We start from the raw sequence: 26,765 nt of genomic DNA on the forward strand, positions 1-26,765 counted from the left end.
CCGCAAGATGACTTAACAATAAGCCTGCGAAGCAGGACATGCTAGACTAAAGTCTTACGTCTATGCTGCCCCTACAGCCTGCCAACGGGAGAACGGATGGAGACTTCGGTTCTGGTCATCAACTGCGGTTCCTCTTCGATCAAGTACGCCCTCGTGCCCAAGGATCCTGCCCGCCCGCGCCTGTCGGGGCTGGCCGAACGTCTGGGCAGCGGCGACGCCCGCCTGAAGGGAACCGACAGCAACGGCGAATCGTTCGAGCAGGCCCTTGAAGGCGCCGACCACGCCCGCGCCCTGGAAGCCATTCTCGAGCGGCTTGAGGGGCGCCTGCCGGTGGCAGTCGGCCATCGCATCGTGCACGGCGGCGAGCGTTTTACCCGCGCCGCGTTGATCGATGACGAAGTGGTCTCCGCCATCGAGCAGACCGCGGCCCTGGCTCCGCTGCACAACCCCGCCAATTTGACGGGGCTTGCCGCGACTCGCCGCCTGTTTCCCGACCTGCCCCAGGTAGCGGTGTTCGATACCGCCTTTCACCAGAGCCTGCCGCCGCGGGCCTACCGCTACGCCTTGCCTGAGGTGCTCTACCGCGAGCATGGCATACGGCGTTATGGCTTCCACGGCACCAGCCATGCCTATGTCAGTCGGCGCGCCGATGCCTTGAGCGGCCTCGAGGGTGGCGGTTGGCTTACCGCCCATCTGGGCAACGGCTGCTCCACCTGTGCCGTATGGAAGGGCCAGAGCCTGGACACCAGCATGGGACTGACGCCCCTGGAAGGGCTGGTGATGGGCTCGCGCAGCGGCGACGTCGACCCGGGCCTGCATGCCCACCTGGCACGCCAACTGGGCTGGTCGCTGGAGCGCATCGACGAGGTGCTCAACCGCGAGAGCGGCCTGCTGGGGCTCTCGGGCCTGACCAACGACATGCGCGAGCTGGAGGCCGCCGAGGCGGAAGGACATGCTGGGGCGACGCTTGCCATCGAGGTGTTCTGCTATCGCATCGCCAAGTCGCTGGCCGGGCTCTCCTGTGCCCTGCCCCGTCTCGACGGTCTCGTCTTCACCGGCGGGATAGGCGAGAACTCGTCGCTGGTACGCGAACGGGTCGTCGCCCTGCTGCCCCACTTCGGGCTGCAGCTCAACCGCACCGTCAACAGCGAGACGATCCGCGGCCAGGAGGGCCGCATCGACGCCGGTGGCCGCCAGCTGTGGGTCATTCCCACCGACGAAGAGGGGCAGATCGCCACCGAAACCCGCCAGCGACTGGAAGAGACCGCTGCATGACGCCGCACGACGCACGTTCACATACCAAGGTGCTGCTGATGGTGCCTACCGCGGTGGGAGTCGGGCTGACCTCCGCCAGCCTGGGCCTGATGCAGGCGCTGGATACCATCGGCCTGAAAACGGGCTTTCTCAAGCCGTTCCGCCAGGACGAGCTGAACGGACCCGGCCCCGACCGCTCCACCGCGCTGGTGAGCAGCACCCTCGATCTGCGCCCGCCGGCCCCCATCGCCCAGGCTGACATGGAGCGCCTGCTGCGACAGGACCGTCTCGACGTGCTGATGGAGCAGGTCATCGAACTCTTCGATCAGGCCATGGACGGCCAAGACGGCACCACACCCGATCTGATCGTGGTGGAGGGTGTAGTCCCCACCGCCCATGGCACCTACGCCACCCAGCTCAACGCCCAGTTGGCCCATGCGCTCAACGCACGAGTCATTCTGGTCGGCAGTGGCGACGCCGCAGCCCCCGAAGCGTTGGCCGAACAGCTCGACATGCATGCCAGTGCCTTCGGTGGGGTGGGCTCGGCGCGTACCCTGGGCTGCATCCTGATGCGCATGCAGAACCTGCCCGGCGGCGAGGAGCCCACGCTGGCGCCCGGTACCAGCAGCGTCATGCTCGACGATACCTTCCTGGACGAACTGCGCCGCCACTCACCGGCGCTGGCCACCGACCGTTTCCACCTGATCGGCGTGGTGCCCTACAACCCGGCACTGATCGCACCGCGGGTGATCGATGTGGCACGGGCGCTCGACGCCAGGTTCCTGCACGAGGGCGACGCCGCCAACCGCCGCGTGCTCTCCACCAGCCTGTGCGCCCGCAGCGCCGCCAATGCCCTGCACGTATTCCGCCCCGGCAGCCTGATCGTGACCTCCGGCGACCGCGACGACATCGTGCTGGCCTCGGCGCTGGCCACCATGAACGGCGTGCCCATGGCCGGCGTGCTACTGACCAACGGCTTCATGCCCAACGACAACATGATCGAGATGTGCCGCCCGGCGCTGAAGACCGGCATGCCAGTGCTGGCGGTGGATACCGACAGCTTCACCACCGCCAAAAACCTGGGCCGGATGGGCAACGACATTCCCATGGACGATCTGGAGCGCGCCGAGCAGGTGACCCGCTTCGTGGCCGGGCATCTGGATCTGCAATGGCTCAGGGAACACCTGAGCCGGGGCTTCACCCGTCGGCTGTCGCCCTCGGCGTTCCGTCATCAGTTGGTCAAGTTGGCTCAGCGCGCCAACCGGCGCATCATCCTGCCTGAGGGCAGCGAGCCGCGCACCGTGGAGGCCGCCGCCATCTGCCAGCGCCGCGGTATCGCCAACTGCATTCTGCTAGCCCGCCGCGAGGAGGTCGAGGAGGTCGCTCGCAACCGCGGCATCGAGCTGCCGGAAGGGCTCGAGATCCTCGACCCCGAGCACATTCGCAGCCGCTACGTGGCGCCCATGGTGGAACGCCGGCGCGGCAAGGTGAACGAGCTGACCGCAGAGGATCAGCTGCAGGACAATGTGGTGCTGGGTACCATGATGCTGCAGCTCGATGAAGTGGACGGCCTGGTCTCCGGCGCCGTTCATACCACCGCCAACACCGTGCGCCCCGCCTTCCAGCTGATCAAGACCGCGCCCGACTATCGCCAGGTGTCGTCGATCTTCTTCATGCTGCTGCCGGAGCAGGTGGTGGTCTACGGCGACTGCGCGGTGAACCCGGACCCCGACGCCGAGGCGCTGGCCGAGATCGCCATTCAGAGCGCGCGCTCCGCCCAGGCCTTCGGCATCGAGCCGCGGGTGGCCATGATCAGCTATTCGACCGGGGAGTCCGGCAGCGGCGCCGACGTCGACAAGGTGCGTCAGGCCACGCGGCTGGCTCGGGAACAGGCGCCGGACCTGTTGATCGACGGGCCGCTGCAGTACGACGCCGCCGCCATCGAGAGCGTGGGCCGCCAGAAGGCGCCCGACTCGCCGGTGGCGGGACGCGCCACGGTGTTCGTGTTCCCCGACCTCAATACCGGCAACACCACCTACAAGGCGGTGCAGCGCAGTGCGCGGGTAGTCAGCGTGGGGCCGATGCTGCAGGGGCTCAACAAACCGGTCAACGACCTCTCACGCGGTGCCCTGGTCGACGACATCGTCTACACCATCGCGCTGACGGCGATCCAGGCCGCCCAGCGCGGTTGAGCCTGCACGCCCGAGACGCCGTGCCGGGCGATAGGGCGTGGGGTCGATGGCAGGTTCCCGCTCGAGCAGCAGGTCGACCAGCAGCCCGGTCGCCGCCGACGCAAGTACCAAACCGTTGCGGAAATGTCCGGCATTGACGAATAGCCCGTCGATGCCGGGCACAGAGCCGATGAAGGGGATGCCGTCCGGGGCCGCCGGTCGCAGTCCGGCCCAGTGATGCTCGACCCGGCACTCAGCCAGCGCCGGCAGCATCGCCACGGCGCTTTGCCACAGCGACTCGCGCGCCTCTTCGGTGGTGCTCTTGTCGAAGTCGGTCTGCTCCAGGGTCGAACCGACCAGCACCCGACCATCGCCGCGCGGAATCAGGTAGCGGCCATCGGCGAGCACCACCCGTTCCAGCAGCTGTCGCCCGCCCGCCATGGGTGGGGTGGCGAACAGCATCATCTGGCCTTTCACCGGGCGTACCGGCAGCGCCACGTCATGGTCGGCCAGCAGCACGCCGCTCCAGGCGCCGCCGCACAGGATCACCCGCTCGGCAGCGAAACGCTGCTGCCCGGCGACGACACCCCGCACATGCCCCCGCTCGACGATCAGCCGCTCGACGGCCGCCCCTTCCACCACCCGGACGTTGGGCAACATCTCCAGGCGTGCACGCAGCGCCCGGCACAGCCGCGGGTTGCGCACGCTGCCCAGGCTAGGCATCCACAGTCCTTCGCCCAGCCCCTCGACCAGCCAGGGTTCCTGGCGGTAGATGAAGTCCGCGTCGACCCGCTCCAGCGGCCAGCCCTGATTCTGCGCCCAGTCGCAGGCACGCTCGGCGTCGTCCACGCTCAGGTAGAGCAGCCCCTTCTGGCGGTACTCGATGTCGATACCGGTGGCGTCGCGCAGCAGCGCTGCCATCTCGGCATAGCGCTCCCCCGCGCCCCGGGCGAGCTGCGAAACCGGCTCGCTGTAGCGCCAGGGATAGAGCGGCGAGACGATGCCGCCACCGGCCCAGGAGGCCTCCTGGCCGCAGCGGCCTCGCTCCAGCAGGGTAACGCCATGGCCGGCCTCGGCCAGCTGGCAGGCGGTCAGCATGCCGATGACGCCACCGCCAACGATCAGGAAGTCGTTCACGCAATGCTCCGATACAGGGTCCCGCCACAGCGGGTGCCGAGGACTCAGGACACGACTGCGCCCCGTCGAGACGGGGCGCAAGGTTGCAGCGGGTGGTGGGTCAGGGGTTGCCCTTCAGCCTCTCGCTGCGCCGTCGTAACAGTTCCATGGTAACCAATAGCAGCGTCGAGATCAGGATCAGAATGGTGGCCATCGCGGCAATGGCCGGGCTGATGTTCTCGCGAATGCCGGAGAACATCTGGATCGGCAGGGTGCGCTCGGTGGGGCTGGCGATGAACAGCGCCACCACCACTTCATCGAACGAGGTGGCAAAGGCGAACAGGCCGCCCGACACCACGCCGGGCACGATCTGCGGCAGCACGATGGTGAAGAACACCCGCATGGGGTTGGCACCCAAGCTCGCCCCGGCGCGCACCTGATTGAAGTCGAAGCCCTGAAGAGTGGCGTTGACGGTGATCACCACGAAGGGCACGCCGAGCACCGTATGGGCCAGCACCAGCCCCGTGTAGGAGTTGAGCAGGCCGACCTGGGCGAAGAAGAAGTACATGCCCACCGCGACGATCACCAGCGGCACCACCATGGGCGAGATCAGCAGCGCCACGATCAGCCCCTTGCCGGGAAACTCGGCGCGATTGAGGCCCACCGCCGCCAGGGTACCGAAGATCATCGCCAGCAGCGTGGCCAGCGGCGCCACGATCAGGCTGTTCTTGAGCGCCCCCATCCACGCCGAGGAGGTGAAGATCGCCTCGTACCAGCGCAGCGAGAAGCCCGGCAGCGGGTAGGTCAGGAATGAGCCGCTGCTGAACGACAGCGGCACGATCACCAGTACCGGCGCGATCAGGAACAGCAGTATCAGGCCGCAGAAGATGCGAAAGACCCAGAACCACACTTTCTCTACCGGCGAGGCGTAGGGAGGTAGCGACATGGCTCAGCTCCTGATCAGCTGCTTGCGGTTCACCAGGCGGTGGTAAACCAGGTAGAGCAGTAGAGTGACCACCAGCAGCAGGCTGCCCAGCGCCGCCGCCATGCCCCAGTTGTTGGTGGTGTTGGTGTAGTAGGCCACGTAGTAGCTCACCATCTGATCGGCCGGCCCGCCCACCAGCGCCGGGGTGATGTAGTAACCCAGCGCCATGATGAAGACCAGGATGGTGCCGGCTGCCACGCCGGAGATGGTCTGCGGCACGTAGACCTGCCAGAAGGCGGCGAAGGGGTGTGCCCCCAGCGACACCGCGGCGCGCTGATAGCTCGGTGAGATGCCCTTCATCACGCTGTACAGCGGCAGCACCATGAACGGCAGCAGAATGTGCACCATGGCGAAGAACACCCCGATGCGGTTGAACACCAGCTGCAGCGGCGAGTCGATCAGCCCGCTGAAGATAAGGCTCTGGTTCACCAGGCCGTTGGACTGCAACAGGATGATCCACGCCGCGGTACGCACCAGCAGCGAGGTCCAGAACGGCAGCAGTACCAGAATCATCAGCATGTTGCTGGTCTTGGCCGGCAACGTGGCCAGCAGATAGGCCAGCGGGAAGCCCAGTGCCAGACAGATCAGGGTGACGCCACCGGCGATCACCAGCGTGCGCTGGAACACGCTCAGGTAGAGGCGGTCGCGCTCGGCGACGCGCGCTATCTCACCGTCGGTGCCACGCTGCAGATCGAGCGAGGCCAGCAGGTAGCGGTCGGTGGTGGTGGGCGCGGTACGCTGAATGCCGAGCCAGGTCTCGGTCTCGCCCCAGGCGGGATCGATCTCGGTCAGGGTCGCGACCCAATCGGTATCGGGGCCGACCGCATCCACCGTCGGCAGGCCACGCAGGGTATTCATCAACAGGCTGCGATAACGGGAATCCTCGTAGTTGAGGCGCCGGCTGATGCGCCCCAGCCCACCGCCCTGACGTGAATCACGCAGCTCGGCGGCAAAGGCGACCAGAGTGGCCTCGTCCGGCAGCCCGCTGCCGTCCCAGTGGCGCAGCCCCTCTGCCGTGAGCGGCATCACCGAATCGAGTTCGGTGTTGTCGACGCTGCGCCACAGCATGTTGCCAATGGGTACCACGAAGACGACGATCAGAAACAGCGCCAGCGGCGCCACCAGACCAATGGCCTTGAGCTTGCGCAGCCGTTCGGCACGGCGTAACTGCGCCTTGAGATTACCGCCAGGCTTGGCTGGCGACATGGTTGCCGACAGGTTCGCAGACATCGCCTACCCCATGGTTCAAGCGTGCCGGGCCCAGCCCTAGGGCGGGCCCGAAGTGAAAGCAGGGCTGGCGGCGGCCCAAGGCCGCCGCTCGGCGTCGCTCAGCGGGCCGCCCAGGCGCTGAAGCGTTGCTCCAGCTCTTCACCATGATCGACCCAGAAGCCGGTATCGATGGCCAACGCCCCTATCATGTTCTCCTCGTAGGTGGGCATGCGTCGCGCCTGGGTCTCATCCAGTTGGGCGATGGCTTCCGGGTGCACCGGGCCGTAGGGAATCTCGCTGGAGTAAGCTGCCTGGTTCTCGGGCTGGCTGGCGAACTCGATGAAGGCATAGGCCTCGTCGACGTGTTCACTGCCGGCGACGATGGCCCAGTAGTCGAGGTCGTAGATGCTCTCGTTCCAGACGATCTCGAGGTTGCTGCCCTCTTCCTGGGCAGCGGCAATGCGACCGTTGTATGCAGAGGTCATCGCCACGTCGCCGGATACCAGCCACTGGGGCGGCTGGGCACCGGCCTCCCACCACTGAATGTGGCTCTTGATCTCGTCGAGCTTGGTAAAGGCGCGATCGACCCCCTCGTCGGTGCGCAGCACCTCATAGACCTCATCGGCGGCCACGCCATCTGCCATGAGCGCGAACTCCAGGGTGTACTTGGCGCCACGGCGCAGCCCGCGTGTGCCGGGGAACTGCTCGACGTCCCAGAAATCGGCCCAGGAGGTCGGTGCACTGTCCAGCGCATCGGCGTTGTAGGCCAGCACCGTCGACCAGACGAAGGTGCCCACGCCACACTCGTCGAAGGCTGCGTCGATCAGCACGCTGCCCAGCCCCAGGCGCTGCCAGTCGATGGGTTCGAACAGACCCTCGAAGCAGCCGCGTACCAGCTCGGGAGATTCCATTTCCACCAGATCCCAGCTGACGTTGCCGGTTTCCACCATGGCGCGGATCCGCGACAGCTCGCCGTTGTAGTCACCCGGTGTGAGTCGGATGCCCGTCTCCTCGGTAAAGGGGCCGTAGTAGGCGTTCTGCATGGCATCGCCGGAGGCGCCACCGAAGGAGATCACGGTCAGTGCCTGAGCGCTGGCGGAAACCGCCAGACCGAGGCTGACCAGGCCGCCGAGGGCGATGCCACGGCTGATGCGGGATAGTGGGAAGCGCTGCTGAGTCATTGTCTTTCTCCCGGCCAAAGGCCTTTGTTATTGAATTTACTGCGTTGTTGCGGAGCAGGAGGCGTCGAGTGCGCGCACGTCCTCGTCTCGCCAGCCGAGTTCGATCACATCTCCCGGCTGCATACTGCTTTCGAAATCGTCCACCGGCACCCGCGCCATGAACTCGTCGTTGTCGGCCAGTTCGCAGCGGACTCTCAAGTGGTCGCCCAGGTAGATGAACTCGCGGATGCGCGCCTGGAGCCGATTGGGCAGGCCCTGGGCGGAGCCGTTGAGCTTGACCCGCTCGGGGCGAATCGACAGCCGCGTGGCATCCCCCACCGCGAGTCCGCTGCCGATCAGCGCACCCGTGCTGAAACCGTCGCCGAAACTGACCCGGCAATGACGCCCCTCCACCGACTGAATGCGCCCTGCCAGGGTGTTGTTCTCGCCGATGAACTGGGCGACGAAGGCATTGGCGGGATGCTCATAGAGGTTGGTCGGGGTGTCGATCTGCTGAATCACGCCATCGTTGAACACCGCCACCCGGTCCGACATGGTCAGCGCTTCGCTCTGGTCGTGGGTGACGAAGACCACGGTGAGCCCGAGCCGCTCATGGAGATGCTTGATCTCCAGTTGCATCTGCTCGCGTAGCTGCTTGTCCAGCGCGCCCAGCGGCTCGTCCATCAACACCAACTGCGGCTCGAAGACCAGCGAGCGGGCCAGCGCCACGCGCTGCTGCTGGCCGCCGGAGAGCTGGGTGGGTCGGCGCTTGGCAAAGTCGCGCAGCTGGATCATGTCGAGAATGTGAGCCACCTTGCGGTCGGCCTCGGCGGCCGGCATGCGACGCGTCTTGAGCGGGTAGCGGATGTTCTCCTCTACCGTCATGTGGGGAAACAGGGCATAGTTCTGAAACACCATGCCGAAGTTGCGCTTGTGGGGCGGCACGCTGTTGAGCCGCTGCTCGCGCAGGAAGATGTCGCCACTGGTCGGCACTTCGAAACCGGCCAGCATCATCAGGCAGGTGGTCTTGCCAGAGCCGGAGGGCCCCAGCAGCGTGACGAACTCCCCTTGGCGAATCGTCAGGTTGAGATCCTTGACCACCAGATGCTCGCCGTCGTAAGTCTTCTGAACGCCTGTAAACGTAATCAAGGGCGGCGGATGAGGGTGCGATTCGTTGGTCTTGTCGTGAGGCATCGTTTCACCCATGGCGATTTCAGAGGGGTGCAGACGTCAAGAATAATGCAAGACGTTCACTGAAAGTTTCAACATTCAAGCTAAACATCGCCAAGAACATCGTCAAGTATATTCCACATCCTTCTTTAGCCGTAATTCAACGCAACAGGCAAATGCCCCTCCCATTCAGGTACTCGGTTGAACCCACCAGGCAAGCCCACCCTTTCATGCAGACCTAGGCTGGCCTAGAGTGGAGGCATGTTCAGCTACAACTGAAGGAGGAATGCCCATGGCGGTTCAAGAGCGACCCCCGGTCGTGGCAGGCCCTGAACGACGAGCCCAACTGACACTCTTTGCACGCAATTTCTTCAAGCATCCCCGCATGCTGGGCTCCATCATCCCCAGCTCGTCATTCCTCATTCGCCGGCTGCTGGAGCCCGTGGACTGGGAACGAGCACGTGTGATCGTCGAATACGGGCCCGGCGTGGGCACCATCACCCACGAGATCCTGGGTCGCTTGCATCCCGACGCAACGCTGGTGGTCATCGAGACCAACGACGATTTCGTCGACTTCCTGAACCGTTCCATGACCGACCCTCGTCTCAAGGTGATTGCCGGCTCGGCGGAAAACATCGAGGAGGAACTCGAGCGCCTGGGCCTGCCGGCAGCCGACTATGTGGTCGCCGGTCTGCCTTTCAGCACCATGCCAGCCGACTGCCGCGAGCGTATCCTCCAGCAGAGCCAGAAAGCCCTGGCCACAGGGGGATCCATGCTGATCTATCAGTTCTCACCCAAGGTCTCTTCCGACCTGCGCCAGATCTTCTCGCGCGTGGAGAGCGCCTTCGAGCCGATCAACATCCCACCCGCCAAGGTCTATTTCTGCCATAAGTGATGCTCCCTTACGTCGACCGCAGGCCCACTGGCCTGCGGTAGATCGGAGCCATTCTCGACCAGCCCCATTCGCTTGACCGGCCCCGGTTGACAGCGCTGCTTTCCGCTTCCGGCAGCGTCGATTCCAAGGTTACTTAGGCTTTGCGCTGGCCCGCCTTCCGCAAACCACATATCCTTTCCGGCTCAATGACGCTTTCGCCACTCGCTTGAAAGAAGGGAGACCCCCATGCCCGGACTGCTGCCCGATGTCGACCCCGACGGCCTGCTCGAATACTCGGTGGTCTATACCGATCGTTCACTCAATCACATGTCGCAACGCTTCCAGGGGGTGATGCGCGACGTCTCGGCGACTCTCAAGAGGGTCTACCGGGCCCATAGCGTGGCGATTGTGCCCGGTAGCGGCACCTTCGGCATGGAGGCGGTGGCTCGCCAGTTCGCCACCAACCAGCATTGCTTGATCGTGCGCAACGGCCAGTTCAGCTATCGCTGGTCGCAGATTCTGGAAATGGGCGCCATTGCCACCTCGACCACGGTGCTCAAAGCACGTCGGGCCGACGCGCAGGACGACCGCTCGCCCTTCGCTCCGGCACCCATCGAGGAGGTCGAGCGCACCATCCGCGAAGAGCGCCCGGGCGTAGTATTCGCGCCCCATGTGGAGACCTCAGCCGGATTGCTGCTGCCAGACGACTACCTGCGTCGGGTGGCGGCAGCGGTACATGAGGTCGGCGGCCTGTTCGTGCTCGACTGCATCGCTTCCGGCACGCTGTGGGTGGACATGCAGGAGATCGGCGTCGACGTGCTCGTCAGTGCCCCCCAGAAAGGCTGGAGTGGGCTTCCCTGCTGCGGCATGGTGATGCTCTCCGAGCAGGCGCGTGAGCGTATCGAGGAGACCGTGAGCACCAGTTTTGCCTGCGACCTGCGCAAGTGGCTGTGGATCATGGAGACCTATGAGAACGGCGGCCACGCCTACTACGCCACCCTGCCCACCGATGGCCTGGCTCGCCTGCGTGACATCATGCACGAGACCGCCGAGTACGGTTTCGACAAGGTGCGCGAGGAGCAGTGGGCGCTGGGGCGAGGCGTGCGCGAGCTGATGTCACGCTACGGCTACCGCAGCGTGGCGGCCCCGGGCTTCGAGGCGCCTGGCGTGGTGGTCTACTACAGTGACGACCCCGGCATCGTGGCCAAGTTCGCCGCCGCCGGGGTGCAGATAGCCGGCGGCGTACCGCTGATGTGTGACGAGGGCGAGACCTATCAGGCGTTCCGCATCGGCTTGTTCGGTCTCGACAAGCTGCACGAGACCGAGCGCAGCCTGGCCAATCTGGAAGCGGCGCTGAAGCAGGTCGGCTGAGCCGGCCGGCTCGTCATCCCCACACACGGGGCGGTCTCAGGGCCGCCCCGCTGGCGTCAGGCTTTGTCCGCCAACGGCCTGCCACGCTCAGAAGTGACCGATACCGCGGGGCAGCATGCCGAGGTTGTTCTCCACGGACTTCACGCCGGGGGTATTCTCGACGGCGACCTGTACCGCCATCTTCTCCTCCTGGCTCTCGACCAAGCCCCAGACCTGCACCGCGCCCTCGGTTACGATCACGTTGATACGATCGACCCAGACCCCGGTATTTTCTTCGATTTCCCCGAGAATGGCATCGCGGATCTCGCGGTCGTCGGTGGTGGCCGGCGTCACGGCATCGGGTGCGGTCATCGAGAAACCACGCAGCAGGTTGGCACGGCTGACGATACCCACCAGCTTGCCGTCACGTACCACCGGTACCCGCTTGATATGGTGCTTCTCCAGCAGCTTGGCCACGCGGTGCAGCGGCTCGTCTTCATCGATGGTGATGGGGTTGGGCGTCATGATCTCATGCGCCTTGCGGGCGTGAGACTTGATGTATTCGCTGGCATTGTTGGCGCCGGCGAAGATGGATTTCAGCCACCAGGACTTGCGTCGTTCGGTACCGTTCTCGACGCGACGCATCAGATCGCCCTCACTGACGATGCCGAGAACCTTGCCATCGTCTTCCACCACGGGCAGAGCGCTGATGTTGTGCTCGAGCAACAGGCGTGCGATTTCCCGAACGTCGGTCTCGGGTGACACGGTGATGACCCTTGGGGTCATGACATCGACAGCGTGCATGACGGGATCCTCCTGGCTGGTCCCTGCTTAAAATCTAGTCCGACTTTTTCGGCGTCACAATTTTCTACATTTCCGAAAGTAGCAGAGCAGACAACCCGCCATCTTGACTTACAGCAATCCCGGCGCGACAAATCTTCATATGCGATGAAGATTCAATGCTTCCTTGGCGAGGGCTTCCGTGTCGACCACACGCTTTTCCCCACCCTCCTGGTGCACCTTGACCACATCGACGATCCGCGAACGACTCATCACGATCTTCCAGCGCTGCAGAATCGGCTCGGCATGAGCGACCTCTTCCCGCACCACCAAGTTGAGCAGATGCCGCTTCTCCACCGACTCCCTGTTGACCTGGCCGTCCTTGAGCCGATAGACATGGTGGCTGCCCTTGTCCATCAGGCGGGTCAGCTGCGAGAGGTCGAACGACAGCGTTTCGCGGGTCTGCTCATAGCCGCTCAGGAACCGGGTCGGCGACATGCGTGAGCTGGAGCGATAGTGCAGCACCACCTCCTCGCGCTGCGCCACGTTGCGTTGGCGTACGCGCTGGATCTGCTCGTCGAGCTTGCTGAAGCGCTTGTAGTCGAACCACTCGAGCTGGCGCCCGACCATGGCATTGCTGGTGGCATCGAAGTACTGACGCCGCCACTTGGGGCGCCCCTTGCGCAGCCAGCGCCACAACGTATTGCGCAGATCGTCCTTGAACACCTCGCGCATGGCATAGAGCACGGCCATGGCCAGCACGAACAGCGCGGTGATGTTGCCCCAGGCATCGCGCGCCTGGAGCAGCCCCAACGAGACGAAGATCATGACCAGCCCAGTGGCGAGCCCCTTCACCGCCTTCTGCTCCGCGCCGCCCAGCTCCTGGCTCTTCTGCTTCAAGGTGACCGGGTACTCGATGAGGCGACGCAGCAGCCGCATCTTGTTGGACATCCGCGTCGGGTCGCGCGTCACCCGCGAGGCGTTGTACTCCTCCTGATCGCGGTATTCGCTCTCGGCCTGAACGATTTCCAGCAGGCGTTCGCGGATGGCCCGGTAGTTGCGCCCGCGCGGCAGGTGGGCCAACAGCGCCAGCAGCCGCTGCTCGGTGAACCAGGAAAGGTAGTTGTCGATATTGGCGTAGTACTTGAGCAGGTTGTCCTCGCCGGGCCGGTTACGGCGCAGTCGACGCAGAATGCCCTGGGCCAGCTCGCAGAGTTCCTCTAGGCGCTCCTCGAGCCCCACCGAGGTGGGATCGGAGAGCGTCTCACGACTCTCCTCGTCACGGCTCTTGCTCTCCTCGGTGCCGGATTCGCCCGCGTCGTCCCGCTCCTCGCCTTCGGCCTTCTTCACCTTGCGTGCGGTGTCGAGCAGGCTCTGGGTCGCCCGCTCCAGCGCCACCACGTATTGGTAGGCATAGAGGCTCAGGCTCAGGCGATACTGCTCGGTGCTGAGCTTGCCACGACTGGCCAGGCGGCTGAGCACCAGCGGCAGGTGGTGCTTGTCGCTGTAGTAGGTGCGCTTGACGTGGATGCCGCTGTAGTAGAAGGCATCTTCGGAGATGACGTGCTCATTGAGCCCGAGTTCGCCGGGAACGAACAGGAACAGATCCAACCGGTGCGAGGTTTCCTCCTGCAGCACGCGGGAAATCTTGAGGTGGAAGCTGTCCTTGCGTTCGACGGTGATCACGTTGCCCCGTCTCCTCGTGCCAGAGGCCTAGGCAAGGCCGTATGACGTTCATAGTACGGGGAAAACCGGTCCGCACGCCAACGCGGACCGGCCCGATAGCCGAGAAACTCGACCATCGCTATGAGGAGTCCGGCGACGAACGCTGCGGGCCGGTCGCCCCATCGGGGTCGGCGATGCCGGCCTCGCCCGGCGCGCGCCCCTTGGCATCGCGCAAGGTGGTCGCGTTGCCCTCGTCCGGTGCCGGCTCATCCGTCATGGGGTCGCCCGGCTGGCCCTCCATGCTCACACTCAGACGCGGCATGCCCAGGTCGATGCCTTGGGCCTCCATGCGCTGCTTGAGCAGCAGGTTGAAGGCGCGCGCCACGTCCCACTGCATCACCGGTGCGGTGCGGAAACGCATGCGCAGCACGGCAGCCCCCTCGTCGAAGCGATCGACCCCCTGCATCTCCAGCGGCGACCAGATATGGTGTCGCATCATCGGGTCCTGGCGTAGCTCCTGGGCGGTTTCCTGCATCAAGGTGATGGCGTCGTCGATCTTCATGGTGTGGGGGATGCGGATGCGCATCAGGGCGATGCCGAAGTGGCGCGACATGTTGTGGATCGACTGAATGGCACTGAAGGTGATGATGTGCAGGATGCCGTCCAGGTCGCGCAGCCGCACGGTGCGCAGGGTCAGCCCCTCGACGGTGCCCATGTGGCCGTTGATCTGCACGAAGTCGTCCACCGCCAGCGAATCCTCGATGATGATGAAGATACCGGTGATCAGATCCTGCACCAGGGTCTGGGCGCCGAAGCCCACTGCCAGGCCGATCACGCCGGCGCCAGCCAGCAGCGGCGTGACGTTCACGCCGAGATTGGCCAGCCCCACGATGGCGGCGATGATCACGATGGTGGCGAACATCACGTTGCGGATCATCGGCGTAATGGTCTGAGCCCGCGCCTGGTTGACGCGCCGCCCACGCGAGCGGGCGGAAGACATCAGGGCGCGCTGAATGGCGGTATCGGCAAAGATCCATGCCAGCCAGGCCAGCAGCACAGTGAAACCAAGGGCCAGCAGCGCCTGGCCAATCCGAACGCCAGCCACGCCCTCGCGGCCCAGGCCGAACAGCGAGCCCCCCCACACCTGCAGCGAGAGTTCGGCAAAGACGATCCACGCCACTACATGGGAAAGCGCGTAGCCGAAGCGCTCCAGGCGCCGGCGATATTCGCTGAGGCGGCGACGCTTGCCGCGCCGCTCGCCGTGACGTTGAATCAACCCGGTGATCACCAGCGTCAGTACCAGCAGTGCCGCGGAGACGATCGAGCGAGCCAGGGCGCCCCCCACGTCGCCTACGGTGATGAAGATGGCTAGCAGCGACCCCACCACCACCAGCAGCGCCGGCACGTGCCACAGCTCCCCAACGATGCGCGCCAGCTCGATGCCGGTGCCCCCTTCACGGCGTACGCGCCAGGAGCGGTTGCGGATAAGGTGCCGGATGGCGCGTTTGAACTTGAAGATGAAGCGGATGCTGAGCAGTGCAGCCAGCATGTTGGTCAGCACCGAGCCCAGCGCTGCCAGCTCCTCGCCCACGATGAGCGACAGACGTGCCGCATTGAGCGCATCGCCAAGGGCGATCAGGGCGCCGATCACGAACAGCATCCTGAGCCCCTTGCGCTGCAGGAGCAACACGGCGGGGAAGCGATGTCCGCGTGTGAAGACCGAGACCACGCACTCCACCACCACGGAGAGCGTGCGGCCGCACAGCGCCAGATAGGCCACGATCAGGGCCAAGGTGCGTCCCGGACTGGGTGGCAACACCTGCACCAGACCCATCACCAGCAGGAACGCGAGGGCCCACGGCAGCATACGCCGCAAAAAGTGCAGCGCCAGCAGCCAGCCACGCGGCTCGCGCGGCAGGTCGAGCGGCAGCTCGCGTCGCTTGAACAGCAGCCTGCCCAGGGCGATCAGGATCACCAGCAGGCCGGCCCAGATGCCGAGCATCACGGCGCTGTCGATGGCGAAACGCACCAGCGTGTTGGTGCCGGTATCCACCATCAGCTCGCTGAGCTCCGCCCAGCCCTGCTCCAGCTGACGCTGCCAGTCGTCGATCGGCGACTCACCCGCCTCGGCCTGCTCACCGAACTCGCTGATCGTCTCGGCCAAGGCGCCGAGCAGCCCCTGGCGCTGGATGGCACCGTCGTCGGCAGCGTGCTCACCGTGGGCCTGCTGGATGTCGCGCAGTTCACCGAGCAGCGCACCGCGGCGCTCCTCGTCCTCCAGCGTCGCGATCACTTCATTGAGCGACTGCTGGAACGACTCGGCATCGTGGGTCTCCTCCGGGGCCTGGTCATCCTGGCCCAGCCCGCCGAAGGCCAATGTCTGAGCATGCAACGTTCCCGCCGCAAGCAGCAGACTCAACAACAGCCCGAAACGGATCATGACCGGCACGGCACCGGCAAGCCCCGCTCGGATAAAACCAACTGGCATTGCTTACACTCCCTTGTCCGTTCTGCCAAGCCTTGGGACTCAAGCCTAGGGACAACAGTAGAACAAGGATCGGTCCCTGACGGCTTCTCACCGCTCTGTGCTAGGCTGGCGTTCAGACTCTCGAGTCGCACAGGATGCCTTCATGCTGCCGCAATCACCACCCGAGCCGCTGAACGTTCAGGGCAAACCCCGCCGGATCGGTGTCGAAATCGAGTTTGCCGGGCTCCCCCCTCAGCAGACGGGCGAACTGGTGCGCGACCTGTTCGGCGGCGAGCTACAGCAGGTCAGCCCTCATCGTCTCAAGGTCGTGAATACCCATTGGGGCGAGTTCATCATCGAGCTCGATACCCAGTATGCCCATCCCGACACCCGAGTGACCAAACAGGCCCCACACAGCGATACTGAATGGGAGCGGCAGCGGCACCAGATGCGCATGGAGTTCCATCACAAGACTCGCGAGCTGATCGGCGACGTGGTCATGGGGCTGGTGCCGACCGAGATCGTCTGTCCGCCGGTGCCATGGAACGAGCTGGACAAGCTCGACAACCTGTTCACGGCGCTACATGCCCATGGCGCCAAGGGCACCGATGCCAGCCTGCTCTACGGCTTCGGCCTGCATCTCAACCCCGAGGTGGCAAGCCTGGAGACCGATTACCTGCTGCGTCAGCTGCAGGCCTATCTGCTGATGGCCGCCTGGCTGCGCAAGGAGATCGACATCGACATCACCCGCGAGGTGCTGCCGCATGCCAACCCCTTCCCCAAGCACTATGCCATCCAGGTGCTGTCGCCCGACTACGCACCCGATCTGGATACGCTGATCGCGGATTACATCGGCTTCAACCCGACACGCAATCGCGAGCTGGACCTCTACCCGCTGTTCGCCTTCCTGCGCCCCGATTACCCCGATCCGCTGATTCACAACACTCTGATCAAGCCCAGGCCGACCTTTCACTATCGATTGCCCAATGCCCAGCTCTCGCAGCGCGGCTGGGGAGCGGTGGTGGAATGGAACCGCTGGGTCGCCGTCGAACGGCTCGCCGCCGACCGCAGGGAGCTGCACGAGCGAGCCGGTCGCTTCGTCAGTCTCAACACGCAATCGCTCATGACGCGCATGGCAGGGAAGTTGCGCACCTGGATCAAGGAGGTCCGCTCCCCCTCATGACACGCCCCCTCATCGGCATCACCACGTCGGACTACAAGAGTCGCATCGCCTGGTGGTTCGATTGGTTCGCCGTGTGGCGACACGGCGGACGGCCACTGCGACTCTCTCCCTCACGGCCGCTGCCGGAAGCCCTGGATGGGCTGATCATCGGCGGCGGCGACGACATCCAGGCCCATCTCTACGGCGGCGAGGTTCAGCTCGACGTGCGCCTCGACCCGCAGCGCGACGAGCTGGAGCTGGAGCTGATGGAGCGCTTCATTCCCCAGGGCAAGCCGGTGCTGGGCATCTGCCGTGGCGCCCAGATGCTCAACGTCCACCTGGGCGGCACTCTGGACCCCGATATCTACACCACCCATGAGGGGCTCAAGCGCCGCCGCACCGTGCTGCCGCGCAAGACCGTGGACATCCTAGACAACAGCCAGCTGCGCCGTATCCTCAAGGTGAGCTGGTGCCGCATCAATAGCCTGCACCACCAGGCCGTGCAGGAAGCAGGGCGCGGCATCGAGATCGTCGCCCGCGACCGCGACGGACTGGTGCAGGGAATCGAATCCCGCGACCACGAATTCCTGATCGGCGTACAGTGGCATCCGGAGTGGCTGATCTTCAATCGCCCTCAGCAGCGGCTGGTTCGCGCCCTGGTCGTTGCTGCGCGGCGCACCATGCCCTGAACATGACAGCGGCCACCCTTGGGTGGCCGCCGGCACACGGAGAACGACTCAACTTTCCAGCGAAGCGTCGAGCGTAATCTCGGCCTTGAACAGCTTGGACACCGGGCACCCCTCCTTAGCCTTGTTGGCGGCGTCCTGGAACGCCTGCTCATCGGCCCCCGGGCTGCGTACCCGGGTGGTGAGGTGGATCTTGCTGATGCTGAAGCCGCCGGCGTCCTGCTCGAGGGTGACGGCCGCCTCGGTGGCAATACGCTCGGGCGTCAGCCCCGCTTCGCCCATGATCATGGAGAGCGCCATGGAGTAGCAGCTGGCGTGTGCCGCGCCGATCAGCTCCTCCGGGTTGGAGCCGGCTTCACCTTCGAAGCGCTTGGCGAAACTGTAGGGCACGTCATTCAGTACACCGCTCTCGGTGGAGACCTGACCCTTGCCCTCTTTCAGGCTACCCTGCCACACAGCGCTACCGGTTTTCTTGATGCTCATCTCGGTCGACTCCTTGCGATGGGAGAACTGCAATAAAAACGCCGACAGCGTCATGGGACGCTGCCACTCCCTCACCATAGCGCATCGACTTGTCTTCGCCATCTCTTTGGCGAATAATTTTGAAAATATTTTCCAAAATATACTTGTAGGCCAGTAATGAACGACCACCGCACGCCACATGTGACCCTGTCCGCCACTGCTCATGCTCCAACTCTCGAGCTGCCCGCCATCGGCCAGGGCACCTGGTACATGGGCGAGGGCCTGGCACCGCGAAACGACGAGGTGCGCGCCCTGCAGCAGGGCCTGGAGCTGGGTCTCACGCTGATCGACACCGCCGAGATGTATGCCGATGGCGGTGCCGAGGAAGTCGTCGGCGAAGCCCTGGCCGGTCGTCGCGACCAGGCCTTCCTGGTCTCCAAGGTCTACCCCTGGAACGCCGGACGCGACAGCGCCATTGCCGCCTGCGAGCGCAGCCTGCAGCGGCTGGGCACCGACCATCTCGACCTCTACCTGCTCCACTGGCCCGGTAGCATCCCGCTGGAGGAGACCCTGGAAGCCTTCGAGCGCCTGCGCGAGCAGGGCAAGATTCGCCGCTTCGGCGTCTCCAACTTCGACGTAGACGAGCTCGACTCGCTGGTGATACTGCCCGGCGGCAGCGAGTGTGCGGTGAATCAGGTGCTCTACCATCTCGGCTCGCGCGGCATCGAACATGCCCTGCGGCCACGGATGCAGCAACTCGGCATGCCGCTGATGGCCTACTGCCCGCTGGCCCAGGCTGGCCAGCTGCGCCAGGATCTGTTCAGCCATCCGGTGGTGAGAGAAGTGGCAGACGGACTCGGCATCACCCCCGCCCAGCTACTGCTGGCCTGGGCCATTCGCCCGCTGAACGGCCGGCGCGACGTCATCGCCATTCCCAAGGCGGTGCAGCCGCAGCACGTCGAACAGAATGCCGCCGCTCTCCAGGTCGAGCTCACCGATGAAGCCCTGGCCCGGCTCGATGAAGCCTTTCCGGCGCCAGGGCGCAAGGTGCCGCTGGATATCGTCTAGTCTCGGTCGGGGATCTGGCCACGCAGCGCCGCCAACCCGGCGGCCAGGCGTTCGCTGCCGAGTTGACGCATGCGTTGGATATTGCGTTCGGGAATCGCCTCGGGGTCCGGATAGTGGGCCAGGGCATGTTCGAGCCCCGCCTCACGCAGCAGGTGCAGCATCGGCCAGGGCGAGCGGTTGGAGAAATTGGCCGGGTCATCCTGCTCGGCGCCGTCGAAGCAGTAATCGGGATGGAAGCTGGCCAACTGGTAGATGCCTTCATAGCCCTGCTCGACCAGCAGCGCCTCGGCCACGGCGAGAAAGTCGAGATAGTCGTCGAAATCCTCGAGGCCCGGGCGCAGCAGCATCAGGGTGGTCTCGATCTGCGGCGTGTCATCCAGGCGGCGACACTCCTCCACCAGTGCTTGCAGCGCAGGCTCCCACTGAGCGGCAGAAACCTCGACGAAACGAATGCTGTCGTTTACCAGCTCGCGGCGGGCGAAGGGGCAGACGTTGTGGGCCACGACGAAGCCCTCGACCCAGTCACGAGTGGCAGCACAGGCGGGCGTCAGAGTGTCGGGCATGATGGGCCTCGTCGGCAAAAAATGGCCTGGCAGTATACCCGAGCCCGCACGCAGCGTGGCTCAATCCGCCGGTCGCGGCATGGGCCCGCGTCGCGAGGCGAGCCTGTCGGCCAGCCGCGTGGGCTCCGGCAGCTTGGTGCGACCCAGGCACTTCACCACCCAGTCGAGCGAGGTCGCAAGGCTGATGCGATGCCCCAGCGAGACGAACACCGGCTTGACGCCTACCCGGGTGCGCAGTACCGCGCCGATCGTCTCGCCGCGATGGCGCAGCGGCGTCCATTCGCCACGCGCCTCCGGCACCTCATCATGTACCCCGCACAGCCGCGACTTGGCCACGCCGATGGTGGGCAGATCGAGCCACAGCCCCAGGTGCGAAGCCACGCCAAGACGGCGCGGATGGGCGATACCCTGGCCGTCGACCATCACCAGCTCGGGCCGTGTGGCGAGCATGTCGAAGGCCGCCAGCGCCGCGGGAATCTCACGGAAGGAGAGCAGCCCCGGAATGTAGGGCATGCGGGTCGGCTCGCGGTGCACCACCTGCTCCACCACCTCGAAACCGGCCATGGGGTCGTCGGGCCAGGCCAGCACCACCACTGCCGCCCGGGTGATCTCGCCGTTCTCCTCGAAACCGATGTCGACCCCGGCGATATGGCGCACCGGAACCAGACGGTCCTCGCGCTCGATGCGTGGGGCCAGCTCGCGCTGCAGCGCGATGGCCTTCTCCGGCGTGGGGGTCCATTCATGCAGTGGCGTCATCCTTGGCATCCTTGCAACGTAAACTGTTCCGCAGTGTAGGCGGTCACAGGGCACTTCCCAAGACCAGGCGGTACGACGGCGCGGCGATGGCTTCGTGTATCATCGGCGCAGAACCGACGACGAGGGATACCGTGCTCAAGCTGATCCACACCGCCGACTGGCATCTGGGCCAGACCTTCCACGGCCAGGAGCGCCACGCCGAACACCGCCTGTTTCTCGACTGGCTGCTCGATACCCTCGTCGCACGCGAGGCCGACGCCCTGCTCGTCGCCGGCGACGTCTTCGACGTGGTCAATCCCTCGCTTGCCGCCCAGGCACTGCTCTACGACTTCATCGTCAGCGCCCACGAGCGCCTGCCGGCACTGGACATCGTGCTGATTGCCGGCAACCACGACAGCGGCAATCGAATCGAGCTGCCGGCGCCGCTGATGCGCCGGCTGCGCACCCACGCCCTGGGCCGGGTGTGCTGGCTCGACGACGGCAGCCTCGACGCCGAACGCCTGCTGGTACCGCTCACCGACGCCCACGGCGAAACCCGCGCCTGGTGCCTGGCGCTGCCCTTCCTGCGCCCCGCCGAGGTCACCGGCCATGGCCTGGCCCCTGCCGAAGCCAACGAAGGCGAACCGCTCAGCGACAAGCCACGCAACGACTACGTTGCCGGCATTTCCCGTGTGCACGAGCAGTTGATCGACGCCGCCCGTAAGCGGCGCGTGTCCGGCCAGGCGCTGGTGGCCATGAGCCACGCCCACCTGCACGGTGCCGCCGTTTCCGAGGCCAGCGAAAGGCCAATCGTGATCGGCGGCGAGGAGTCGATCTCTGCCGGGCTCTTTCCTACCGACATCGCCTATGTGGCGCTGGGCCACCTGCACCGCGCCCAGCAGGTCGGCGAGGCGCACATCCGCTACAGCGGCAGCCCCCTGCCGCTGGACTTCAGCGAGGTGAATTACCCTCATCAGGTGGTGGCGGCGGTACTTGAAGGCGAGAGCCTCGCCCAGGTGGAGGCGATTGCCGTGCCGCGCCCCGTGGCCATGCAGCGTGTCGGCCCCGGCGAGCTCGACGAGGTGCTCGCCGAACTCGAGGCACTTCCCCACGACCCCGCCCTACCACGCGAGTGGTGGCCCTGGCTGGAAGTGCGTGTTTCGCTCACCGCCCCGGTGCCCGACCTGCGCGCCCGGGTGGAAGCGGCTCTCGACGGCAAGGCCGTGCGCCTGCTGCGCCTGGAGCGGCGCCTGCCTCAGCAGGCTACCGGAGACAAGCCGGAGCGAGTCGACCTGCAGCAGTTGGGCCCGAGAAAGCTGTTTCAGCGGACCTGGGAAAAGCAGTGGGGCGAGCCACCCGACGACAACGTGCTGGCCGACTTCGACCAGCTGCTGCAGGACGTGCTCGACACCCATGAAGAGCCGCGTAGCGGGGAGCGACGCCCATGAAGATTCTCGCCCTGCGCCTGGCCAACCTCGCCTCCCTGCCCGGCCCGCTGGAGCTCGACTTCACCGCGCCACCGCTCAGCGATGCCGGCCTGTTCGCCATTACCGGCCCTACCGGCGCCGGCAAGAGCACCCTGCTCGACGCCCTGTGCCTGGCTCTCTACGGCAACACCCCACGGCTGCGCCAGGCCCCCGGTCGCGATGCACCGCTGCCCGACGTGGAAGGCGAGACGGTGAGCACCGCCGACCCGCGCACCCTGCTGCGCCGCGGCACTGCCGGCGGCTACGCCGAAGTCGACTTTCTCGGTCGCGATGGGCGTCGCTACCGCGCCCGCTGGGCCGTGCGCCGCGCCCGTGAGAAGGCCAGCGGTCGTCTACAGGCGGTAGAGCAGTCGCTCACCGATCTCGACGACGAGCGCCTGCTCACCGCCCAGAAGCGCGAGTTCGCCGAGCTTCTGCCGGAACGCCTGGGGCTGACCTTCGATCAGTTCACCCGTGCCGTGCTGCTGGCCCAGAGCGAGTTCGCTGCCTTCCTCAAGGCCGATGACAACGAGCGCAGCGATCTGTTGGAACGGCTCACCGGCACCGCCGAGTATTCACGCATTTCCGAAGCCGCCTACCGGCGGGCGATCACGGCCAAGCGACACGTCGAGGCCCTGCAGGCAAAACTCGCCGACGACCTGCCCGCCGAACCCGAGGCCCGCAGCGAGCTGGAACGCCAGGCCGAAACCGCCGAGCAGGCCCTGGTCGCCCTGCAGCAGCAGGCCAGGGAGCTCGACGCCCAGCGACAGTGGCATGGCGCCGACGAGCGGCTGCGCCAGGCCTATCTCGATGGCGTTCGTCAGCAGCGCGAAGCCGAGGATCGCTGGCAGGCGCTGGCCGCTGCCCGGGCCGACCGCGACTGCCGCCGCCTGCTTGCCCCCCAGCGCCACCACCTGCTGCGACAGACCGCGCTGCCGGATGAAATCGCCGCCTTGGAGCAGGCCCACCGGCAGACGCAGGCAGCCCTCGAGCAGGCCCGCACCCTGCAAACCCAGGCAGAGCAGTCCCGGGATCAGGCCGCTCGCCAGTTGGAAGCCGCCAGCCAGGCCCGCCAGCAGGCCGAACCGAGCCTGCGCGAGGCGCGCGAACACGCCCAGGCGCTGGCTACCCTGGAGCGCCAACTGGCCGAGCTCGAATCCCGTCATCAGAGCTGCCGCCAGCAGGCAAAGACTCTTGACCAGCAGCATCGGGCCACCGCGGCCAGGCTGCACGAACTGCAACGCCGGCGCGACGAATGGCAGACCACCCTGCGCCAACTGATGGGCAGCCATGAGCGGCTCGATGCTGCCCGCCAGGCGGCACAACAGACCCACGACCACGCCGCCCGCCGCGGGCTGGAACTGGATGAACTCGCCAGCCGCTGGCAGGAGTCCCTGCGGGCCGAGCTTGCCCAGCGTCAGTTGAACGAGCGCCTGGCCGCGGATGAGAAGCGGCAGGCCGAACTGACCATTCAGGGCAAGGCCGCCCGTGAGCGGCTCGACGACAGCGAGCGGCGTTACGCCACCCTGCGCGATTTCATCGAGCGCAGCCGTGCCGCTCGCAGCGAGAGCGTGGCACGGCTGCGCGAAACGCTGCGGGAAGGCGAGCCCTGCCCAGTTTGCGGCGGCCACGACCACCCCTTCCGCCAGCGGCCGCCAGCCACCCCAGAGGCGGCCCAGCTCGCCGCCCAGCAGGAGCAGGAAGACGCACAGCTGGCCGAGGCCAGACAGGCCTTCGAGCAGGCCCAACTGGCACGCAGCGAGCTCGAGGGCGAGTACCGCGCCGCGCTGGCGTCGATCACACGCGGCCGGCAGGAGCTACAGCAGGCAGACGAGAGACTGACCCAGGCCCGGCAGGCCTTGAGCGGACATTCCCTGCACGCAGAGCTGGCCACTATTACACCAGAGGAGCACGAGGCCTGGCTCGCTCACCAGCGCCAGCATAGCGCCGCCGAGCGCGAACGGGCCGAGCGTATGCTCCAGGAGCTGGCCCGCGCCGAGGCGGAGCTGAGCCCGTTGGAAGAGGCCCTGCGCCAGGGCGAGCTCGAACGCGCCCAGCACGAGGCCCGAAGCGCCACGCTGAAAGAAACCCAGGCCCAGCTCGACGCACAGTTACCTCCCCTGCGCCAGGAGCGAAAGACACTTACCGAGCGGCTCCAGGCCCTGCTCGGCGAGCACGCCTCGGCCGACGCTTGGCAGCAACGGCTGGAAGCCAGCCAGGAGTCCGCCCGCCGTGAGCGCGACCAGGCCATCGAGCGCTGCCACGGCGCCGAACGCGAGCAGGCCCGGCTCACCCAGCAGGCCAGCCACGAGGCCGAGCGCATCGAAGGGCTGCGTCAGGAGCGGGTCACGCTGGATGCTCGGCTGGCCGAGTGGCGCCACGCGCATCCACAGTTGGACGACACCACCCTGGCGCGGCTTTTGGCGCAATCCGAGGATGAGGCCGCCCGCCAGGAGCGTGAGCTTGCCGATGCCGACGAGGCGCGCCAGCGCACCGAGGCCAGTCTCACCGAGCGACGTCATTCCCTGCTCGAACACCGCCGCGAGCGGGCACTGGCCGACAGCGAGGCCGAACTGCTGAGCGAAGCGGTCGAAGCCCGAATCGCCAGCATCAGGGAAACGCTGGACGCCCAGCAAACGGCGCTACGGCCCAAGCTGGCGGAAGCGCAGCAGGTGCGTGACGATGCCGTTCACGCCCTGCGCGACGACGACCGTCGGCGTCTGCGCCAGCAGCAGGGTCAGGCCGAGCTGGAAGCCGCCCGTGCCGAACAGGTCCGCTGGGGGCGCATCAGCGAACTGATCGGCTCCGCCGACGGTAAGGCATTTCGCCGCATTGCCCAGGCCTACAACCTGGAGCAGCTGCTGGAGCACGCCAACGCCCATCTGGCCAACCTCAGCCGCCGCTACCGGCTGGCCCGCGGCGGCAGCGAGCTGGGCCTGCTGGTGGTGGATCACGACATGGGCGACGAGCGCCGCTCGGTGCACTCGCTCTCCGGCGGCGAGACCTTCCTCGTCTCGCTGGCCCTGGCCCTGGGACTCGCCTCCATGGCCTCGGGCGAGCTCACCATCGAGTCGCTGTTCATCGACGAGGGCTTCGGCAGCCTCGACCCCCAGTCGCTGGCGCTGGCCATGGAAGCGCTCGACGGCCTGCAGGCACTCGGCCGCCGCGTCGGGGTGATCTCCCACGTGCAGGAAATGCACGAGCGTATTCCAGTGCAGATCCAGGTGGAACCGCTGGGGAATGGCACCAGTCGGGCAAGGTTGGTCAGCCTTTGAGGTCTCTTCGTCCTTCCATTGCGCCGGTCCAGCCCGTGCGCCATCTTCTACGGGTCAGCATTCCCAACAAGAGGGTCTCCCATGAAGTACCTCTGTCTCGCCTATGAGGAAGAGCGAATATTCAGCGAAATGACGGAAGCCCAGTGGCATGAGTTACTACAGGAAACCCTGGATTATGTGGACGACCTGCAGAAACGAGGCAAGCTGGTCCTGACCAACGCCTTGCAGAGCGCCACCAAGGCTCACACTCTGAGAGTTCGTAATGACGAACTCACCATGACCGATGGGCCCTTTGCCGAGACCAAGGAGCAGCTAGGCGGTTTCTTCCTGATCGAGGTCGCGTCAGAAGGGGAAGCCCTGGAGATTGCTGCCGGCTGGCCGTCAGCGCGACTTGGCACCATCGAGGTAAGGCCCGTCGAGGAGGAATTGAGACCCGAAAGCCGTTACTGAGCGGGAGGTTGGTGAGTGTCTAGCCGCTCGAAGAAACATCGATAGGCGGCCTGGCTCGGCTATGCTGCATGAGTCATGGAGAGATTGAGGGAGGCAGCATGAAGGAGTTGGCGTTGCACGGCATACGTTACCTGGGCCTGGCACTGCTGTTGGGGCTGGCGGGCCAGGCGCTGGCAGCCGAGGTGAACTGGCCGCGAATGACCGAGTCGGCAGACGGGGTACCGATCGCCTATGAGGTTCACGGCAGCGGCGAACCCACGCTCGTGTTCATCCACGGCTGGAACTGCGACGGGCGCTACTGGCGCGGGCAGGTGCCGCACTTCTCTCAGCAACATCGGGTGGTGACGATCGATCTCGCCGGGCACGGCCATTCCGGCCAGGAGCGTGAAGACTTCACCATGCCGGCCTTCGGCGAGGACGTGAAGGCGGTGCTGGAGGAGCTGGAGGTGGATCAGGCCCTTTTGATCGGGCACTCCATGGGCGGACCGGTCGCCGTGGAAGCGGCGCGACTCATGCCGGAACGCGTCATCGGGATCGTGGGTGTCGATACCTTCCACAACGTCGCAGAGGAAATCACCGAGGCCCAGATCGACGAAATGCTGGGGCCGATCCAGCAGGACTTCGTCTCCGCTACCCGCCACTTCGTCGCCTCGATGTTCCTCGAGGAGACCGATGCCACCCTGCGCGACTGGATCGT

The 26,765-nt window shown here is 65.8% G+C and carries 22 protein-coding genes; 11 read left to right on the top strand and 11 right to left on the bottom strand.

Annotation, left to right across the window (positions count from 1 at the left end; translation table 11 throughout):
- Window positions 1-96: 96 nt before the first annotated feature.
- Window positions 97-1,275, top strand: a complete 1,179-nt coding sequence (locus B8115_RS18700) for an acetate/propionate family kinase (RefSeq protein ID WP_010629373.1) — start codon at window positions 97-99, stop codon at window positions 1,273-1,275.
- Window positions 1,272-3,446, top strand: coding sequence for a phosphate acetyltransferase (pta, locus tag B8115_RS18705; protein WP_010629374.1), 2,175 nt, complete (start codon window positions 1,272-1,274; stop codon window positions 3,444-3,446). The genes B8115_RS18700 and pta overlap by 4 nt, the downstream gene beginning before the upstream one ends.
- Here the strand turns inward: pta and thiO are convergent.
- From thiO to B8115_RS18730, 5 genes are all read right to left on the bottom strand, one after another.
- The gene (thiO, locus tag B8115_RS18710) at window positions 3,372-4,562 is read right to left on the bottom strand and encodes a glycine oxidase ThiO (RefSeq protein ID WP_010629375.1); all 1,191 of its coding nucleotides are present in this window, start codon (window positions 4,560-4,562) and stop codon (window positions 3,372-3,374) included. The genes pta and thiO overlap by 75 nt on opposite strands.
- A gap of 100 nt (window positions 4,563-4,662) precedes the next feature.
- The gene (locus B8115_RS18715; protein WP_010629376.1) at window positions 4,663-5,487 is read right to left on the bottom strand and encodes an ABC transporter permease; all 825 of its coding nucleotides are present in this window, start codon (window positions 5,485-5,487) and stop codon (window positions 4,663-4,665) included.
- Between the two features lie 3 nt (window positions 5,488-5,490).
- A complete protein-coding gene (locus tag B8115_RS18720) occupies window positions 5,491-6,756 on the bottom strand; it encodes an ABC transporter permease (protein WP_010629377.1) in 1,266 nt (421 codons plus the stop codon).
- A gap of 98 nt (window positions 6,757-6,854) precedes the next feature.
- On the bottom strand, window positions 6,855-7,916 hold the full coding sequence (locus tag B8115_RS18725) for an ABC transporter substrate-binding protein (RefSeq protein WP_010629378.1): 1,062 nt from the start codon (window positions 7,914-7,916) through the stop codon (window positions 6,855-6,857).
- A gap of 36 nt (window positions 7,917-7,952) precedes the next feature.
- Complete coding sequence (locus B8115_RS18730; protein WP_010629379.1) at window positions 7,953-9,089, bottom strand: ABC transporter ATP-binding protein; 1,137 nt, start codon at window positions 9,087-9,089, stop codon at window positions 7,953-7,955.
- A 268-nt stretch (window positions 9,090-9,357) separates the two neighbouring features.
- Here B8115_RS18730 and B8115_RS18735 point away from each other — a divergent pair, with 268 nt between their 5' ends.
- Together B8115_RS18735 and B8115_RS18740 are read left to right on the top strand one after the other, a co-directional pair.
- On the top strand, window positions 9,358-9,960 hold the full coding sequence (locus tag B8115_RS18735) for a class I SAM-dependent methyltransferase (protein WP_010629380.1): 603 nt from the start codon (window positions 9,358-9,360) through the stop codon (window positions 9,958-9,960).
- 225 nt (window positions 9,961-10,185) lie between these two features.
- Entirely contained in the window at window positions 10,186-11,310 is a 1,125-nt protein-coding gene (locus B8115_RS18740) for an aminotransferase class V-fold PLP-dependent enzyme (protein ID WP_010629381.1), read from the top strand.
- Between the two features lie 87 nt (window positions 11,311-11,397).
- On the opposite strand, the gene B8115_RS18745 is transcribed toward B8115_RS18740, so the two are convergent.
- The 3 genes from B8115_RS18745 to B8115_RS18755 all read right to left on the bottom strand — a co-directional run bounded on the left by B8115_RS18745 (window position 11,398) and on the right by B8115_RS18755 (window position 16,222).
- Entirely contained in the window at window positions 11,398-12,093 is a 696-nt protein-coding gene (locus B8115_RS18745) for a CBS domain-containing protein (RefSeq protein ID WP_010629382.1), read from the bottom strand.
- A gap of 135 nt (window positions 12,094-12,228) precedes the next feature.
- Complete coding sequence (locus B8115_RS18750; protein WP_010629383.1) at window positions 12,229-13,755, bottom strand: hypothetical protein; 1,527 nt, start codon at window positions 13,753-13,755, stop codon at window positions 12,229-12,231.
- A 118-nt stretch (window positions 13,756-13,873) separates the two neighbouring features.
- Window positions 13,874-16,222, bottom strand: coding sequence for a mechanosensitive ion channel domain-containing protein (locus tag B8115_RS18755; protein WP_010629384.1), 2,349 nt, complete (start codon window positions 16,220-16,222; stop codon window positions 13,874-13,876).
- 142 nt (window positions 16,223-16,364) lie between these two features.
- Here B8115_RS18755 and B8115_RS18760 point away from each other — a divergent pair, with 142 nt between their 5' ends.
- Together B8115_RS18760 and B8115_RS18765 are read left to right on the top strand one after the other, a co-directional pair.
- Window positions 16,365-17,384 carry an amidoligase family protein gene (locus B8115_RS18760; RefSeq protein WP_010629385.1) on the top strand — a complete coding sequence of 340 codons (1,020 nt, stop codon included), beginning with the start codon at window positions 16,365-16,367 and terminating at the stop codon, window positions 17,382-17,384.
- Window positions 17,381-18,052: a gamma-glutamyl-gamma-aminobutyrate hydrolase gene (locus B8115_RS18765; RefSeq protein WP_010629386.1), complete on the top strand. Its 672-nt coding sequence runs from the start codon at window positions 17,381-17,383 to the stop codon at window positions 18,050-18,052. Before B8115_RS18760 ends, B8115_RS18765 begins: the two co-directional genes overlap by 4 nt.
- Window positions 18,053-18,100: 48 nt before the next feature.
- Here the strand turns inward: B8115_RS18765 and B8115_RS18770 are convergent, their stop codons facing one another.
- Window positions 18,101-18,532, bottom strand: a complete 432-nt coding sequence (locus B8115_RS18770; protein WP_035591632.1) for an OsmC family protein — start codon at window positions 18,530-18,532, stop codon at window positions 18,101-18,103.
- A gap of 156 nt (window positions 18,533-18,688) precedes the next feature.
- Here B8115_RS18770 and B8115_RS18775 point away from each other — a divergent pair, with 156 nt between their 5' ends.
- The gene (locus B8115_RS18775) at window positions 18,689-19,579 is read left to right on the top strand and encodes an aldo/keto reductase (RefSeq protein WP_010629388.1); all 891 of its coding nucleotides are present in this window, start codon (window positions 18,689-18,691) and stop codon (window positions 19,577-19,579) included.
- Here the strand turns inward: B8115_RS18775 and B8115_RS18780 are convergent.
- Both B8115_RS18780 and nfi read right to left on the bottom strand, forming a co-directional pair.
- Complete coding sequence (locus B8115_RS18780) at window positions 19,576-20,142, bottom strand: DUF1415 domain-containing protein (protein ID WP_010629389.1); 567 nt, start codon at window positions 20,140-20,142, stop codon at window positions 19,576-19,578. The genes B8115_RS18775 and B8115_RS18780 overlap by 4 nt on opposite strands.
- A 60-nt stretch (window positions 20,143-20,202) precedes the next feature.
- Window positions 20,203-20,898, bottom strand: coding sequence for a deoxyribonuclease V (nfi, locus tag B8115_RS18785; protein WP_010629390.1), 696 nt, complete (start codon window positions 20,896-20,898; stop codon window positions 20,203-20,205).
- A 131-nt stretch (window positions 20,899-21,029) separates the two neighbouring features.
- On the opposite strand from nfi, the gene B8115_RS18790 reads away from it, so the two are divergent.
- From B8115_RS18790 to B8115_RS18805, 4 genes are all read left to right on the top strand, one after another.
- Window positions 21,030-22,325, top strand: coding sequence for an exonuclease SbcCD subunit D C-terminal domain-containing protein (locus tag B8115_RS18790; RefSeq protein ID WP_010629391.1), 1,296 nt, complete (start codon window positions 21,030-21,032; stop codon window positions 22,323-22,325).
- Window positions 22,322-25,618, top strand: a complete 3,297-nt coding sequence (locus tag B8115_RS18795; protein ID WP_010629392.1) for an AAA family ATPase — start codon at window positions 22,322-22,324, stop codon at window positions 25,616-25,618. Before B8115_RS18790 ends, B8115_RS18795 begins: the two co-directional genes overlap by 4 nt.
- A gap of 81 nt (window positions 25,619-25,699) precedes the next feature.
- Window positions 25,700-26,068, top strand: a complete 369-nt coding sequence (locus B8115_RS18800) for a YciI family protein (protein WP_010629393.1) — start codon at window positions 25,700-25,702, stop codon at window positions 26,066-26,068.
- A gap of 98 nt (window positions 26,069-26,166) precedes the next feature.
- Window positions 26,167-26,765: alpha/beta fold hydrolase (locus B8115_RS18805; protein ID WP_010629394.1), on the top strand; the 599-nt coding region annotated here is incomplete at its 3' end.

The sequence above is a fragment of the Halomonas sp. KM-1 genome (genome assembly GCF_000246875.1).
Lineage (GTDB): Bacteria > Pseudomonadota > Gammaproteobacteria > Pseudomonadales > Halomonadaceae > Halomonas > Halomonas aerodenitrificans.

Excerpts from the sequence above, each read along its gene's own strand:
- B8115_RS18700 (WP_010629373.1), top strand. The coding sequence starts at position 97 with ATGGAGACTTCGGTTCTGGTCATCAACTGCGGTTCCTCTTCGATCAAG.
- pta (WP_010629374.1), top strand. The coding sequence starts at position 1,272 with ATGACGCCGCACGACGCACGTTCACATACCAAGGTGCTGCTGATGGTG.
- B8115_RS18715 (WP_010629376.1), bottom strand. The coding sequence starts at position 5,487 with ATGTCGCTACCTCCCTACGCCTCGCCGGTAGAGAAAGTGTGGTTCTGG.
- B8115_RS18720 (WP_010629377.1), bottom strand. The coding sequence starts at position 6,756 with ATGTCTGCGAACCTGTCGGCAACCATGTCGCCAGCCAAGCCTGGCGGT.
- B8115_RS18725 (WP_010629378.1), bottom strand. The coding sequence starts at position 7,916 with ATGACTCAGCAGCGCTTCCCACTATCCCGCATCAGCCGTGGCATCGCC.
- B8115_RS18730 (WP_010629379.1), bottom strand. The coding sequence starts at position 9,089 with ATGCCTCACGACAAGACCAACGAATCGCACCCTCATCCGCCGCCCTTG.
- B8115_RS18735 (WP_010629380.1), top strand. The coding sequence starts at position 9,358 with ATGGCGGTTCAAGAGCGACCCCCGGTCGTGGCAGGCCCTGAACGACGA.
- B8115_RS18740 (WP_010629381.1), top strand. The coding sequence starts at position 10,186 with ATGCCCGGACTGCTGCCCGATGTCGACCCCGACGGCCTGCTCGAATAC.
- B8115_RS18745 (WP_010629382.1), bottom strand. The coding sequence starts at position 12,093 with ATGCACGCTGTCGATGTCATGACCCCAAGGGTCATCACCGTGTCACCC.
- B8115_RS18755 (WP_010629384.1), bottom strand. The coding sequence starts at position 16,222 with ATGCCAGTTGGTTTTATCCGAGCGGGGCTTGCCGGTGCCGTGCCGGTC.
- B8115_RS18760 (WP_010629385.1), top strand. The coding sequence starts at position 16,365 with ATGCTGCCGCAATCACCACCCGAGCCGCTGAACGTTCAGGGCAAACCC.
- B8115_RS18765 (WP_010629386.1), top strand. The coding sequence starts at position 17,381 with ATGACACGCCCCCTCATCGGCATCACCACGTCGGACTACAAGAGTCGC.
- B8115_RS18770 (WP_035591632.1), bottom strand. The coding sequence starts at position 18,532 with ATGAGCATCAAGAAAACCGGTAGCGCTGTGTGGCAGGGTAGCCTGAAA.
- B8115_RS18775 (WP_010629388.1), top strand. The coding sequence starts at position 18,689 with ATGAACGACCACCGCACGCCACATGTGACCCTGTCCGCCACTGCTCAT.
- B8115_RS18780 (WP_010629389.1), bottom strand. The coding sequence starts at position 20,142 with ATGCCCGACACTCTGACGCCCGCCTGTGCTGCCACTCGTGACTGGGTC.
- nfi (WP_010629390.1), bottom strand. The coding sequence starts at position 20,898 with ATGACGCCACTGCATGAATGGACCCCCACGCCGGAGAAGGCCATCGCG.
- B8115_RS18795 (WP_010629392.1), top strand. The coding sequence starts at position 22,322 with ATGAAGATTCTCGCCCTGCGCCTGGCCAACCTCGCCTCCCTGCCCGGC.
- B8115_RS18800 (WP_010629393.1), top strand. The coding sequence starts at position 25,700 with ATGAAGTACCTCTGTCTCGCCTATGAGGAAGAGCGAATATTCAGCGAA.